Source organism: Streptomyces sp. R-74717 (assembly GCF_047305335.1).
In the GTDB taxonomy this organism is placed as follows: domain Bacteria; phylum Actinomycetota; class Actinomycetes; order Streptomycetales; family Streptomycetaceae; genus Streptomyces; species Streptomyces atratus.
Genome location: NZ_CP102361.1, coordinates 3,644,470 through 3,657,690, shown reverse-complemented (window position 1 = coordinate 3,657,690; position 13,221 = coordinate 3,644,470). Strand labels below are relative to the sequence as shown.

The following is a 13,221-nucleotide window of genomic DNA, read 5'->3' as shown; positions in this document are numbered from 1 at the left end:
ACGGGCCGGCGGTTCCCGGGGTGATCCCCGGCCCCAGCAGGAAAAAGGCTTATCCGGAGCTAACGGGCGAGGTCGCTATGGTAGGGGCTCCACTGGACACCACCAGAGCCGATAGGGGAGGTGCGGCTGCGCCTGTGGATCGGGGAGGAGTGCTGCGGCGCTTTCTCAGGTCGGCGGGTGAGCCGAAATCCGTGACCAACATCGCTGACCGTTCTTCCAACGAATCCGCACCGACCGCGACCTTCGCCTCAGATGCGGACTCCCAGGCGTGGACGCCACCCTCATGGGAAGAGATCGTCAGCACGCACAGCGGCCGTGTCTATCGCCTTGCCTACCGGCTGACGGGCAACCAGCACGATGCGGAGGACCTGACACAGGAGGTCTTCGTGCGCGTGTTCCGGTCGCTGTCGACCTATACGCCGGGCACCTTCGAGGGCTGGCTGCACCGCATCACGACCAACCTGTTCCTGGACATGGTCCGTCGTAAGCAGCGGATCCGCTTCGACTCCCTCGGCGACGACGCCGCCGAGCGGCTGCCGAGCCGTGAACCGTCCCCGCAGCAGGTCTTCAACGACACCCACTTCGACGCGGATGTGCAGCAGGCGCTGGACACCCTTGCGCCCGAATTCCGTGCCGCTGTCGTGCTCTGTGACATCGAGGGCCTCTCGTACGAGGAGATCGCCGCGACACTGGGCGTGAAGCTCGGTACCGTGCGCAGCCGTATCCACCGCGGTCGCTCGCATCTGCGCAAGGCGCTGCAGCACCGTTCGCCCGAGGCCCGTGCCGAGCAGCGCTCGCTGGCGGGCGCGATCCTGGCAGGGGAGGGCGGAACGGCGTGAGTGGCACAGTTCCGACCCCTGCGGAACAACACCTGGGGGACCGGCTTGCCGCGCTTGTCGACGGTGAGCTGAAACACGACGCCCGAGAGCGGGTGCTCGCCCACCTTGCGACCTGCGCCAAGTGCAAGGCCGAGGCTGCCGCCCAGCGGCGCCTGAAGAGTGTCTTCGCACAGTCGGCCCCGCCTTCGCCGTCCGAGGGCTTCCTTGCCCGACTGCAGGGCCTTCCCGGGGGACCGGGGGGTGACGACGACAACCGGGGGAAACCATTCGGCGGCTCCGGGCGCTTCGCCGACGGGCCCGGTCCCGTGATTCAGTCGTCCGGCAGCCGCACGGATTCGCCGGGGAATTCGCCACTGGGGAGTTTTGGCTTCCTCCCGGCCCCGCACGGCTCGACCGCCGTACTGCCGGGCGGCTCCTCCCGTTCGGGCTTCCGGATCCATGAGGTCGGCCGTGAGGGAGACCGCTCGCCGTGGCGCGGCCGGAGGTTCGCCTTCGCAGCGGCCAGCGCCGTATCGCTGGCGGCCATCGCCCTGGGCGGTGCCCTGCCGACAGGGGCGGGTCCCAGCTCCCCGGCCCGGGCCGCGGGCGCCGGAAACACGGTGAACCCGCTCGACACCGCATCCCGCAGCGAGAGCGGCAGCTCGGTGAGCCGCCGCGGCGCCGGCAGCCAGGGGACCCCTGCCGCTACGGAGGCGGGCGACCGCTCGACCGCAGCCGCTGCCCCACCACCACCCGTGCCGGAGGCCACACCAGCGGTGCCTTCCACCGCTCCCGCGCTGCTCTCCACGGGAAGTCTCGCGGAGAACACCTTCGCCGTTCAGGTTCTGACCAATGTGTCCGCGCCACCGCTGATACGCCCGACCGGCACCACCCCGCTCTTCGCCCAGGTGCTCGGACGACCGGCCTCACAGCCCCCGGAGCCCTCCGCGCCGCCGTCCTGGACGCCGCCGTCGGCCGCGGCCCTCCCCACCCCCGCCGATCGCGGTCTGCCGCTTTCCTCCCGGCGCTGAACGGGGTCTGCGCCGGGGTCTGCGCAGACATTCGCAAACCTGGTTGAATTCCGGGAGGAATTCCGGGACGGACGCCCCTGCCGGGGCGTGCAGAGGCCAGACGCGGCAGTTGCGGGGAGAGCATGGAAGACGGGAAGTCCACCGGGCCGAAGGCGAAGTGGTGGAGCCGGCCCACGGCGGGAGGCACCACCCGCACCGCGCCGGACGAGCCGACCCCCGTCGAGGAACCGGCGCCCACGGTCGATGTGACGGGCGCGACGGGCGTGACGGAGGCACACGCAGCCGACGTGCCCCCTCAGCCGTCGGCACCCGAGCCGGTGTCATCCCCGCCCGTACCCGAGCCGGTGCCGTCCGTAGCGGCCACGCAGCCCGTGGCGCCCCTGCACGAGCCCGATCAGTACAGCACCCCGCCGTACGGCGGACCCGGCCCCTGGGCGCCCGCTCCACCCGTACAGCGACCGGTCCCGACCCCGGCACACGGCACCCCCGTACCCCCGCAGTACGCGGGTACGAACGGCGCCGGTATCCCCACCTCACCCGCCCCCGGCTTCACGCCCCCGCCTCAGCAGCCGCAGCCGCAGTCGACGCAGTGGCTCCAGTACGACCCCTGGGGTGCGCCCCGGCAGCCACTGACCAACCCGGGCCCGCCGCTCGGGGCCGACGGCGGCCGCAAGAAGAACCGCCGCGGCTCCCTCCTCGTCGGTGCGGTGCTGCTCGCACTGGTGGCGGGCGGCATCGGCGGCGGCATCGGCGCCTATATCGAGCGCAACGGCGGCCTCACCCAGGTCGAGCTTCCGCAGACCGGCCACAACACCGGCGGCCGCGCCCCCGACAGCGTCGCGGGGATCGCCGCAAGCGCTCTGCCCAGCGTGGTCACTCTCCATGTCAGCGGCACCACCGAATCCGGCACCGGCACCGGCTTCGTTCTCGACAAATCCGGCCACATCCTCACCAACAACCATGTCGTCGCCCCGGCCGGGTCCTCCGGCGAGATCACTGTGACGTTCAGCGGCGGCGAGACCGCGCGCGCCGAAGTCGTCGGCAAGGACAGCGGTTACGACCTGGCCGTGGTCAAGGTCACCGGCGTCTCCGGCCTCAAGCCGCTGCCGCTGGGCAACTCCGACAATGTGCAGGTCGGCGACCCCGTGGTGGCCATCGGCGCACCCTTCGACCTGTCCAACACCGTGACCTCCGGCATCATCAGCGCCAAGGACCGGCCGATCACCGCGGGCGGCGAGAAGGGCGACGGCAGCGACATCAGTTACGTCGACGCGCTGCAGACCGATGCCCCGATCAACCCGGGCAACTCCGGCGGTCCGCTCGTCGACACCGACGCCCATGTCATAGGCATCAACAGCGCCATCCGTGCCGCCGACAGCGGTTCGAGCACCGAGGGCGGGCAGGCAGGGTCCATCGGTCTCGGCTTCGCCATCCCGATCAACCAGGGCAAGCGGGTCGCCGAGGAACTGATCAACACGGGGAAGGCCACCCACCCGGTGATAGGCGTCACCTTGGACATGAAGTACACGGGGGACGGCGCCAAGGTCGATACGAAGGGTGCGGCCGGCAAGCCCGCTGTGACGCCCGGCGGGCCCGGTGCCAAGGCCGGGATCAAGCCGGGTGACGTCATCACCGAGGTCGACGGCAGGCGGGTGCACAGCGGCGAGGAGCTGATCGTGAAGATCCGCGCCCACCGGCCCGGCGACCGTCTGGACCTCGGCCTGACCCGTGGTGGTAAAGACCTGTCCATCTCTTTGACTCTTGGTTCGGCAACCGGCACGTGACAGCCACGGGACGCTACCGCGCGGACAGTTTCGACCGGTACCGTGGGCCGGGTCCGGACCACGACCGACCTGGTCGCGGAGAACACGAGGAGCAACAAGGTGTTCAATGACATAGGCGCACTCGAGCTGGTGACGCTCGCGATCCTGGGCGTGCTGGTCTTCGGTCCGGACAAGCTGCCCAAGGTCATCCAGGACGCCTCGCGCTTCATCCGTAAGATCCGTGAGTTCTCGGAGAGTGCCAAGGCGGACATCCGTACGGAGCTCGGCCCGGAGTTCAAGGACTTCGAGTTCGAGGACCTCAATCCCAAGACGTTCGTCCGCAAGCAGCTCATGGACGGCAATGACGATCTGGGGCTGAAGGAGATCCGCGAAAGCTTCGACCTGCGCAAGGATCTGGCCGAGGTCACCGACGCGGTGAACGGCCGGGAGAACGCGGCCGTGGAGTCCGCGGACTTCCGGAGCGGCGTGTCGAGCGGCTCGGCGATCACCGCGGCCAACGGCTCCGCCGGTACTCCGGACCTGCTCAAGAAGCGTGAACAGCCCGCGAAGGACGACCGCCCGCCGTTCGACGCAGACGCCACCTGACAGCAGTCAATCCCGGCTCGTCCGGACGGTATGGCTATTCTCCATCTGTCCGGTTGTGAGGACGCCCGTGGGGGGCGGGCCGCTCCGGACACAAGGGATCGAGGAGGCGGCCGGGCAGATGGAGACGACCAGTCGGGTGGGCGCGGAAGGTGCGCCGAGCACAGTCACCGCAGAAGGGGTATCGGCGGCCCGGCGTACTGTCGACGGTTATCTGGCAGCTCCGTTTCCCTGGTACGGACTGGACGAGGCCTTCACCGGGCCGCGTTGGCGGATGCAGGTGGGAACCGCGGCGGACGGCACTGTGCAGCACGGTTCCATCGGGCACGGTGACGAGCCGTCGGTACGGGCCGACGCGGGTGTCGAGAAACAACGATTCGCCGTCGTCGTGACAGTGGGCAGCAGCCCGGTGCGGCGCAGCGGTGACGGTACGGGGGTTCTGGACGCGACCACTGTCTCCTCCGCGGCCTGGCTGGCCGGGTCCGGCCTGCTCGCCTGTACATGGCCCCCGCAGATGGATCACACACTGCGTGACGACTGGCTGGACCAGCAGACGGAGACTGCGTTCGAACTCGCCGACGATCTCGACGGTCCCGCATGGTCGGCGCTGTCGCTGCCGGTGGACGGTGTCCCGCTGCCGTTCCACTACCGCGAGTCCGAGTTCGGCTGGGTGCTGGCGGGGTCGGCGCACGGCGGGGTGCACATCGGGGCGTACGGGCGGGGGATGAGCGCGTACGGGCTGGGGTTCTCGGTGGTCGGCGACATCACGACGTACGCGTAGGCCGGGGCGGTGGGCGGTGACCGGTCATGGCCGGTTGCCGCTTTGTCGTCGATCGCCGGCCGGGCTCGAAGATGTCCTCAAACGCCGACCAGGCTCGGTTTCGCCGGACGGGCCCGGAAACCAGGCCCGTCCGGCGATGCCTTCGTCCCCGCTCAGAACTTGTTGCGCGGGGTGATTCCCAGCGACATGCCCGCCAGGCCGCGCTGACGGCCTCCCAGCTTGTCCGCGATGGTGCGGAGTGCCTTGCCGGCCGGGGAGTCGGGGTCGGACAGGACGACCGGCTTGCCCTCGTCGCCACCCTCGCGCAGCCGTACGTCGATCGGGATGGAGCCGAGCACCGGCACCTCCGCGCCGACCGTCCTCGTCAGGCCCTCGGCGACCTTCCGGCCACCGCCGGTACCGAACACGTCGACCATCTCGTCGCAGTGCGGGCACGGAAGCCCCGACATGTTCTCGACGACACCGACGATCTTCTGGTGGGTCTGCACGGCGATCGAACCGGCCCGCTCGGCCACCTCGGCCGCGGCCTGCTGCGGGGTCGTGACGACCAGGATCTCGGCGTTCGGCACGAGCTGTGCCACCGAGATCGCGATGTCACCGGTGCCCGGCGGCAGGTCGAGCAGCAGGACGTCCAGGTCGCCCCAGTACACATCGGCGAGGAACTGCTGGAGTGCTCGGTGCAGCATCGGTCCGCGCCACACCACCGGGGCGTTGCCCGGGGTGAACATGCCGATGGAGATGACCTTCACGCCGTGCGCCGACGGCGGCATGATCATGTTCTCGACCTGGGTCGGCTTGCCGTCCGCGCCGAGCATCCGCGGCACGCTGTGCCCGTAGATGTCCGCGTCCACGACACCGACCTTGAGGCCGTCGGCCGCCATCGCGGCCGCCAGGTTCACCGTGACCGACGACTTGCCGACGCCGCCCTTGCCGGATGCCACCGCGTAGACCCGGGTCAGCGAGCCGGGCTTGGCGAACGGCACTTCGCGCTCAGCCGTGCCGCCGCGCAGTGAGGACGCGAGTTCCTTGCGCTGTTCGTCGCTCATCACGTCGAGCGTGACGTCGACGCGTGTGACGCCTTCGACCTTCGCCACCGCTTCGGTCACGTTCTTGGTGATGGTCTCGCGCATCGGGCAGCCGGACACCGTGAGATACACCGTGACAGCGACCGCACCGTCAGCATCGATCTCGACCGACTTCACCATGCCGAGTTCGGTGATCGGACGGTGGATCTCCGGGTCGTTCACTGTCGCCAGTGCCTCAAGCACCGCGTCTTCCGTAGCCATACGGACGATGTTACGGCGCCTGCTGCTACGCGCGAGTAGCCCCCTCAGCGGTCTTCGTCACTCTCGGCCGGGAGTAGGGCATGCCGGCCGCCCAGGTCCCTCATGAGGTCTTCCAGTTCGGAGCGGATCCAGTCGCGGGTGGCGACCTCGCCGAGCCCCATCCGCAGTGCCGCGATCTCGCGGGTGAGGTACTCGGTGTCCGCGATGGAGCGCTCGTTCTGCTTGCGGTCCTGCTCGTAGGTGACCCGGTCGCGGTCGGCCTGCCGGTTCTGCGCGAGCAGGATCAGCGGGGCCGCGTACGAGGCCTGGAGCGAGAGCATCAGCGTCAGGAAGATGAACGGGTACTGGTCGTACCGCCATGCCGTCGGCGCGAAGATGTTCCACAGCACCCAGACGATGATGACCAGCGTCATCCAGGAGATGAAGCGCCAGGTGCCCAGGAAGCGGGCGATCCGCTCGGAGAACCGGCCGAACGTCTCGGGGTCGTACTCGGGAAGCAGCCGCCGCCGCGGGGCCTTCGGCTGGTCCAGCCGGGAACGGGGCGGGCGCGCGATGCCCGAGGCACCCGTCGGCGTCCCCTTCGTGCGGTCCTCAGCGGCCACGTGCGACCTCCTCCTCACCGTGGAAGTCGGTCTCCCGCCAGTCCTCGGGCAGCAGGTGGTCGAGTACGTCGTCGACGGTCACAGCGCCGAGCAGGGATCCGCTCTCGTCCACGACCGGCACCGAGACCAGGTTGTACGCGGCCAGATAGCTCGTCACGGCCGACAAAGGGGTGTCCGGGGTGAGGGGGACGAGATCGCTGTCGACGATCGAGCTGACCAGGGCGTACGGGGGATCCCGCAGCAGCCGCTGGAAGTGCACGGTGCCCAGGTACTTGCCGGTCGGTGTCTCGTCCGGCGAGCGGCACACGTACACCTGGGCGGCGAGTGCGGGGGACAGATCCGCCTGCCGGACCCGTGCGAGCGCGTCGGCGACCGTCGCGTCCGGCCGCAGAATGATCGGCTCGGTGGTCATCAGACCGCCGGCGGTCCGTTCCGCGTACGCCATGAGGCGTCGCACATCCGCCGCGTCGTCCGGACGCATCAGGGCCAGCAGCCGCTCCTTGTCCTCCTCGGGCAGTTCGGACAGCAGGTCGGCCGCGTCGTCCGGGTCCATGGCCTCCAGGACATCGGCGGCACGCTCCTCCTGGAGCTTGCCGATGATCTCCACCTGGTCGTCCTCGGGCAGCTCCTCCAGTACGTCGGCGAGCCGGTCGTCGTCGAGCGCAGCCGCTACCTCGGCTCGTCGCTTCGGCGACAGATGGTGCAGCGCGTTGGCCACGTCGGTCGGGCGCAGCTGCTCGAACGTGGCGACCAGGGACTCGGCGCCCTGCCCGTCCTCCTCCAGCGAGAAACCACTGACCGCCGACCATTCGACCGTCAGGGTCTCGCCCTTGCGCCGCAGCGCCCCGCCCTTGCCCTTGCGCACGAAGTACTTGTCGATCTCCCAGTCGCGACGGGCCGGAAGCTGCGACACGGAGACATCGAGGACGGTGACCTCCTCACCGGTCTCCACGAGGTGGACCCGTCGGTCGAGGAACTCGCCGAGCACCAGGCGTTCGGTGGGCCGCTGTTCGAAGCGCCGCATGTTGACGACACCGGTGGTGATGACCTGACCGGACTCGATCCCCGTCACCCGGGTCATAGGGAGGAAGATCCGGCGGCGGCTGAGCACCTCGACGACCAGGCCGAGCAGCCGGGGCGGCCTGTCGCCGACCCGCAACATCGCGACCAGGTCGCGGACGCGGCCCACCTGATCGCCGTTGGGGTCGAAGACCGGGACGCCGGCGAGGTGCGAGACGAAGACCCGGGAGGCGCCTGCCGCCATGGTGCGCCTCCTTCTTCCGTGTACGACTTCTCTGTCCGGTCCGTTTGACAGCTAATTAACCGTTATGACGGGATCAGGCTAGCCCGTACCGCTCCGGGCTGCCCCGGTGGATCCGTCCGTACGGCTCTCTGCCGGAAGGCGTGAACGGCACAGGTACGCTGCCGTCTGCCACCCCCGCCATGCAGATGAGAGGCAGTGCGCCCGTGACCTCTTCCGTTCCGCCCGTCCGGGCCCGACGCCGCCGGACCACGCTCGCCGTTGTGCTCTGCGCGGGGCTGACCGCCGCTCTCACGGCGTGCGGGGGCGAGGATCCGGACAAGGGGACCAACGGCGTCGGCAAGCTCGCCGCCACGGAGATCGAGAAGAAGGCGCAGACCGCAGCAGACTCCGCCGATGCGGTGCGCCTCGCCGGGACGCTGGTCAGCAAGGGCGGCACGTACAAGCTCAATATGCAGCTCAAGGAGAAGGGCGGCATCGGCTCCGTCGTCTCGAAGAACAGCACCTTCGAGCTGCTGCGGATCGGTGACGAGCTCTATCTGAAGGCGGACTCGGGGTTCTGGAGCCACGACGAGAAGTCCGGCGCCGACAACGACGCGGGCGGGGCGGCCGCGGACAAGCTCCAGGACAAGTACGTGAAGGTGCCCGAGGACGACCCCACGTACAAGCAGCTGCGCGGTTTCACGGACAAGGAGACCCTGCTCGACGGGTTGCTCACCGTGCACGGCACCCTCAACAAGGGCGACCGGGGGAAGGTCGGACCGACCCGGACCGTTCAGATCATGGGTGGCAAGGGCGAGGGCGGAACGCTCGACGTCTCGCTGGAGGGCACGCCGTATCCGCTGCGTTTCGCGCGCGGCGGCGGCGGGGGGATCGTGACGCTGTCGGACTGGGGCAAGGACTTCACGCTGGAGGCCCCGGCGAAGGGCGACACGGTCGACTACGGGCAGCAGCTGCCCAAGACGTCCTCCTGAGAGCGGGCCGCACGGCACGCGGTCCAGGAGGTGGCCCCGTCCGGCGGATCAGAGGCTCTGCCCGGTGGATCAGCGGCGGACAGGCCCTGCCCCGGTCAGCCCTTGCGTGCCCGCTTCAGCAGCCGCGGCAGTCCGGCCGGCACCGGCCGCCGCGTGGTCGCGGGCGTCGGCAGGGGCACGGCGGCCAGCGAGCCGTCCGGCAGTTCCGTACGGAATTCGCCGGGTGTCAGCCGCAGCACCCGGCATTCGCGCGCCCACCGCTCCGTCATCTGTTCGGCGTCCGGTGCGTTCAGCCGCTTGCCCTTGAGCTCGGCGACGGCGGCCTCCCATTCCTCGGAGTGCGGTGCGAGCTCTGCCACGGCGGCCGTCCAGGCGACCAGCCGGCCGCCCTTGTCCTTGCTCCGCACGGTCACCTCGGCGGCGGACCCGTCGCCGAGACCGGCCGGGAGCGGCTGCTCGCCGGGGCCGTCGCCGACCAGATGCGCCGCACCCTCGTGCCACACGTGCCACAGCGCCCGTGCGGGCCCGGTGCCCCGCACCCAGATGAGGCCCGACTTCTTGGTGGCCTCCTCGACGAGAGCCCGGCCCAGCGGCACGTCAGCGGCAGCAGCAGTCATACCCGAACTCTATTAGAGCCAGCCGTTGCGCTTGAGTGTGCGGTGGATGGAGAAGCAGACCACTCCGATGACGCCCAGCACCATCGGGTAGCCGTACCTCCAGCCCAGCTCGGGCATGTGCTTGAAATTCATGCCGTAGACGCCGCAGATCATCGTCGGTACGGCGACGATGGCCGCCCAGGACGTGATCTTGCGCATGTCCTCGTTCTGCGCGACGGTCGCCTGCGCCAGGTTGGCCTGGAGGATCGAGTTCAGCAGTTCGTCGAAGCCGATGACTTCTTCGTGTACCCGCGCCAGGTGGTCGGCGACGTCGCGGAAGTACTTCTGGATGTCGGGGTCGATCAGCCGCATCGGCCGCTCGCTCAGCAGCTGCATCGGCCGCAGCAGCGGCGACACTGCCCGCTTGAACTCCAGGACCTCACGCTTGAGCTGGTAGATCCGGCCGGCGTCCGAGCCGCGCGGGCTGCCCTTCGCGGGGGTGGAGAAGACCTCGATCTCCACCTCGTCGATGTCGTCCTGGACGGCGCCCGCCACCGCGATGTAGCCGTCGACGACATGGTCGGCGATGGAGTGCAGGACCGCGGAGGGCCCCTTGGCGAGCAGCTCGGGGTCGTCCTGCAGCCGGTGCCTCAGTGCACGCAGCGAGCCGTGGCCGCCGTGCCGGACGGTGATGACGAAGTCCCGGCCGGTGAAGCACATCACCTCGCCGGTCTCGACGACCTCGCTGGTCGCGGTGAGCTCGGTGTGTTCGACGTAGTGGATGGTCTTGAAGACGGTGAAGAGAGTGTCGTCGTACCGCTCCAGCTTCGGCCGCTGGTGGGCGTGGACGGCGTCCTCGACGGCGAGCGGGTGGAGGCCGAACTCGCGGGCGATACCGGCGAATTCCTCCTCGGTCGGCTCGTGCAGGCCGATCCAGGCGAAGCCGCCCTCCTCGCGCACCTGGAGCATCGCCTCGTGCGGCGTGCGGCAGGTTCCGGTCTCCACGCGCCGTCCGTCGCGGTAGACCGCGCAGTCGACGACCGCGCTGGAGGCGGACGGGTCACGGGTGGTGTCGTAACTGTTGTGCAGGGCGTTGCTCTTGCGCAGGGACGGGCGCACGGCGGCGCGCAGGTCGCGGATCATCGACATGGCTGGCTCCTTCACGGAGGGCCGTCGTCGGGCACGTGGAACAGCCCGGAATGGGGACGTGTGCTCACGTCCGCAAAGCGGGCGGCACCGCAGCGGCGCGATGACGGCGTTCGCTACAGACAGGCAAAAAAGGGGTGCTCTTCCGTCGTGCGCAATGCCATGGGCCTTGACCGAGAAGGCTTCAGATCACCGAAGAGAGGTGAGGAGCGGAAGAGCGGTTGGTACTGCACGGTCGACTTCGATCCATTGCAGCCCCACCTCCTCCAGCCGGTCCCCCGTGGGGGATGACGTGTCGTCGGGACTGAGAGCGACGCTTCTGCGTGCTGCCCCGACCAGCGGCCAAGACTATCAGCCGACTGAGGGCCAATCTTTTACTTTGCCCGTTCCATACGCGTCCTATGCTCGCAGGATGGGAGAAATTCTTGCTCTGGTCGAGGCCCGGCTGCTGACGGCCCTCGGCGAACCGGACGCGCGCGCCGCAGTGACGTTTCTCGGGACGGACCGCATCGAGGTGCTCCGCTTCACCGACCGTGATGTGGTGCGCTACGCCACGCTCGGCATGTCCGCACAGCCGATGGCCGATCCGACCGCGGCCCTCGCGGACCCGGTGAAGGGACCACGCGCCGAGCTGGTCCTCTCCGTGCGGGCCGGTCTTGCCGACACCGACAAGGTCCTCCGCGGGCTGGCGGTGCTGGCGGCCTCGCCGCAGGTCGAGGGGTTGATCGTGGCGCCCGGCGCCTCGCTGGACCTCGGTGAACCGCTCTGGCCCGGGGCGCCGTTCAGCTCCGTGCTGGTCGCCGAGTCGGGAGGTCTGGTCGAGGACCTCGAGCTGGACGAGCCGATGGAGCCGGTGCGGTTCCTGCCGCTGCTGCCGATGACGCACAACGAGGCGGCGTGGAAGCGGGTCCGCGGGGCGCAGGAGCTGCAGGAGCGGTGGCTGTCGCACGGGATGGATCTGCGTGATCCGCTGCGTGCCTCCGTGGCGCTGGACTGAGACGCAGGACCGACCGGCTGAGTGGTGCCGGGCATACGGGAAGCCCCGCCGCGCAGCCAGGAGGGGGGCCGCGGGCGGGGCAGAACCGGGTTTCGTCGCGGTCAGTTGGCGAAGACCGTGACGCCGTCCTCGGTGGCGTGCTTGGGCTCCAGCTCCTCTGCCTCGTGGGTCAGCGCCGTACGCCGGACCCAGACGACGACCGCACCGACGACGGCCGCGATCGCGGCGACCACGAACGGGATGTGGATGTTGCTCCACTCCTCGATCTTCGGTGCGAGGTACGGGGCGGCGGCCGCGGCGAACCAGCGGACGAAGTTGTAACCCGCGCTCGCCACCGGGCGCGGCGCGTCCGACACACCGAGCGCCAGCTCCGTGTAGACGGTGTTGTTCATGCCGATGAAGGCGCCGGAGACGATCGTGCAGGCGATGGCGGCTGTGTGGTTGCCGTATCCCAGGATCACGAGGTCGACGGCGAGCAGTACCAGCGAGGCGCCGAGCACCTTCAGCGACCCGAAGCGCTTCTGCAGTCGCGGGGCGACGAGCACCGAGAAGACCGCGAGCAGCAGACCCCAGGCGAAGAAGACCGCGCCCGACTTGTACGGCGTCATGTTCAGCACGAACGGTGTGAACGCCAGGATCGTGAAGAACGCGTAGTTGTAGAAGAACGCCGAGGTCGCGACGGAGGCCAGGCCGCCGTGGCCGAGCGCCTTGATCGGGTCGAGCAGCGAGGTCTTCCTTGCGGGCTTGGGCTGCTCCTTCAGGAACGCCGTGATGCAGATGAAGCCGATCGCCATCAGCGCGGCCGTGCCGAAGAACGGGTAGCGCCAGCTGACGTCACCGAGCAGGGCGCCGAGCAGCGGTCCGCAGGCCATGCCGAGACCGAGCGCCGACTCGTAGAGCAGGATCGCCGCCGAGCTGCCGCCGGCCGCCGCACCGACGATCACGGCGAGCGCGGTCGATACGAAGAGCGCGTTGCCCAGTCCCCAGCCGGCCCGGAAGCCGACGAGTTCGGCGACGGACGACGAGGTGCCGGAGAGCGCGGCGAAGACGACGACGAGCGCGAGGCCGGTCAGGAGCGTCTTGCGTCCGCCGATCCGGCTGGACACGAAGCCGGTGACGAGCATCGCCACGGCGGTGATCAGGAAGTACGAGGTGAAGAGCAGTGACACCTGGCTCGGCGTCGCCTCCAGGCCCTTGGCGATGGACGGGAGAATCGGGTCCACCAGGCCGATTCCCATGAATGCGACAACAGACGCGCCCGCCGTGGCCCAGACGGCCTTCGGCTGGCGCAGGATGCTGCCCGCTCCTGATCGAACGGATCCTCTCCCTGCATGGGTCTTCTCGCTCTCCATTAGATCGTTGC

At 69.4% G+C, this 13,221-nt stretch carries 12 protein-coding genes and 1 pseudogene; 7 read left to right on the top strand and 6 right to left on the bottom strand.

The features are described 5' to 3' along the window. Positions 1-77 precede the first annotated feature (77 nt). From sigE to NRF20_RS16365, 5 genes are all read left to right on the top strand, one after another. Complete coding sequence (sigE, locus tag NRF20_RS16385) at positions 78-839, top strand: RNA polymerase sigma factor SigE (protein ID WP_176740275.1); 762 nt, start codon at positions 78-80, stop codon at positions 837-839. Beyond that, positions 836-1,849 (top strand): zf-HC2 domain-containing protein, encoded by a 1,014-nt coding sequence (locus tag NRF20_RS16380; RefSeq protein ID WP_398632354.1) that lies wholly within the window; start codon positions 836-838, stop codon positions 1,847-1,849. The genes sigE and NRF20_RS16380 overlap by 4 nt, the downstream gene beginning before the upstream one ends. 122 nt (positions 1,850-1,971) lie before the next feature. After that, on the top strand, positions 1,972-3,633 hold the full coding sequence (locus NRF20_RS16375) for a trypsin-like peptidase domain-containing protein (RefSeq protein ID WP_398632353.1): 1,662 nt from the start codon (positions 1,972-1,974) through the stop codon (positions 3,631-3,633). A 99-nt stretch (positions 3,634-3,732) separates the two neighbouring features. Then, positions 3,733-4,218: a sec-independent translocase gene (locus tag NRF20_RS16370; RefSeq protein ID WP_413752802.1), complete on the top strand. Its 486-nt coding sequence runs from the start codon at positions 3,733-3,735 to the stop codon at positions 4,216-4,218. 118 nt (positions 4,219-4,336) lie between these two features. Beyond that, entirely contained in the window at positions 4,337-4,996 is a 660-nt protein-coding gene (locus tag NRF20_RS16365; RefSeq protein WP_398632352.1) for a hypothetical protein, read from the top strand. Positions 4,997-5,148: 152 nt separating this feature from the next. On the opposite strand, the gene NRF20_RS16360 is transcribed toward NRF20_RS16365, so the two are convergent. Genes NRF20_RS16360 through NRF20_RS16350 form a run of 3 tightly spaced genes read right to left on the bottom strand, consistent with a single transcriptional unit; the run spans position 5,149 to position 8,148 of the window. Beyond that, the gene (locus NRF20_RS16360) at positions 5,149-6,282 is read right to left on the bottom strand and encodes an Mrp/NBP35 family ATP-binding protein (RefSeq protein ID WP_398632351.1); all 1,134 of its coding nucleotides are present in this window, start codon (positions 6,280-6,282) and stop codon (positions 5,149-5,151) included. A gap of 44 nt (positions 6,283-6,326) precedes the next feature. Then, on the bottom strand, positions 6,327-6,884 hold the full coding sequence (locus NRF20_RS16355; protein WP_413752801.1) for a DUF1003 domain-containing protein: 558 nt from the start codon (positions 6,882-6,884) through the stop codon (positions 6,327-6,329). Beyond that, entirely contained in the window at positions 6,874-8,148 is a 1,275-nt protein-coding gene (locus NRF20_RS16350; protein WP_413752800.1) for a magnesium transporter MgtE N-terminal domain-containing protein, read from the bottom strand. Before NRF20_RS16350 ends, NRF20_RS16355 begins: the two co-directional genes overlap by 11 nt. 203 nt (positions 8,149-8,351) lie before the next feature. Between NRF20_RS16350 and NRF20_RS16345 the strand changes: the two genes are divergently transcribed. Next, complete coding sequence (locus tag NRF20_RS16345; RefSeq protein WP_413752799.1) at positions 8,352-9,119, top strand: hypothetical protein; 768 nt, start codon at positions 8,352-8,354, stop codon at positions 9,117-9,119. Between the two features lie 95 nt (positions 9,120-9,214). Here the strand turns inward: NRF20_RS16345 and NRF20_RS16340 are convergent, their stop codons facing one another. Beyond that, complete coding sequence (locus NRF20_RS16340) at positions 9,215-9,736, bottom strand: hypothetical protein (RefSeq protein ID WP_398632347.1); 522 nt, start codon at positions 9,734-9,736, stop codon at positions 9,215-9,217. A 12-nt stretch (positions 9,737-9,748) separates the two neighbouring features. Beyond that, positions 9,749-10,864: a magnesium and cobalt transport protein CorA gene (locus NRF20_RS16335; protein ID WP_266358178.1), complete on the bottom strand. Its 1,116-nt coding sequence runs from the start codon at positions 10,862-10,864 to the stop codon at positions 9,749-9,751. Between the two features lie 409 nt (positions 10,865-11,273). Here NRF20_RS16335 and NRF20_RS16330 point away from each other — a divergent pair, with 409 nt between their 5' ends. After that, positions 11,274-11,858, top strand: coding sequence for a suppressor of fused domain protein (locus NRF20_RS16330; protein WP_398632346.1), 585 nt, complete (start codon positions 11,274-11,276; stop codon positions 11,856-11,858). Positions 11,859-11,959: 101 nt separating this feature from the next. On the opposite strand, the pseudogene NRF20_RS16325 reads toward NRF20_RS16330, so the two are convergent. After that, positions 11,960-13,191: pseudogene (locus tag NRF20_RS16325) on the bottom strand (MFS transporter). Between the last annotated feature and the right edge of the window lie 30 nt (positions 13,192-13,221).

What these genes read in the sequence shown, in the direction of transcription:
- sigE (WP_176740275.1), top strand. Translation starts at nt 78, where the DNA reads ATGGTAGGGGCTCCACTGGACACCACCAGAGCCGATAGGGGAGGTGCG.
- NRF20_RS16375 (WP_398632353.1), top strand. Translation starts at nt 1,972, where the DNA reads ATGGAAGACGGGAAGTCCACCGGGCCGAAGGCGAAGTGGTGGAGCCGG.
- NRF20_RS16365 (WP_398632352.1), top strand. Translation starts at nt 4,337, where the DNA reads ATGGAGACGACCAGTCGGGTGGGCGCGGAAGGTGCGCCGAGCACAGTC.
- NRF20_RS16360 (WP_398632351.1), bottom strand. Translation starts at nt 6,282, where the DNA reads ATGGCTACGGAAGACGCGGTGCTTGAGGCACTGGCGACAGTGAACGAC.
- NRF20_RS16350 (WP_413752800.1), bottom strand. Translation starts at nt 8,148, where the DNA reads ATGGCGGCAGGCGCCTCCCGGGTCTTCGTCTCGCACCTCGCCGGCGTC.
- NRF20_RS16340 (WP_398632347.1), bottom strand. Translation starts at nt 9,736, where the DNA reads ATGACTGCTGCTGCCGCTGACGTGCCGCTGGGCCGGGCTCTCGTCGAG.
- NRF20_RS16335 (WP_266358178.1), bottom strand. Translation starts at nt 10,864, where the DNA reads ATGTCGATGATCCGCGACCTGCGCGCCGCCGTGCGCCCGTCCCTGCGC.
- NRF20_RS16330 (WP_398632346.1), top strand. Translation starts at nt 11,274, where the DNA reads ATGGGAGAAATTCTTGCTCTGGTCGAGGCCCGGCTGCTGACGGCCCTC.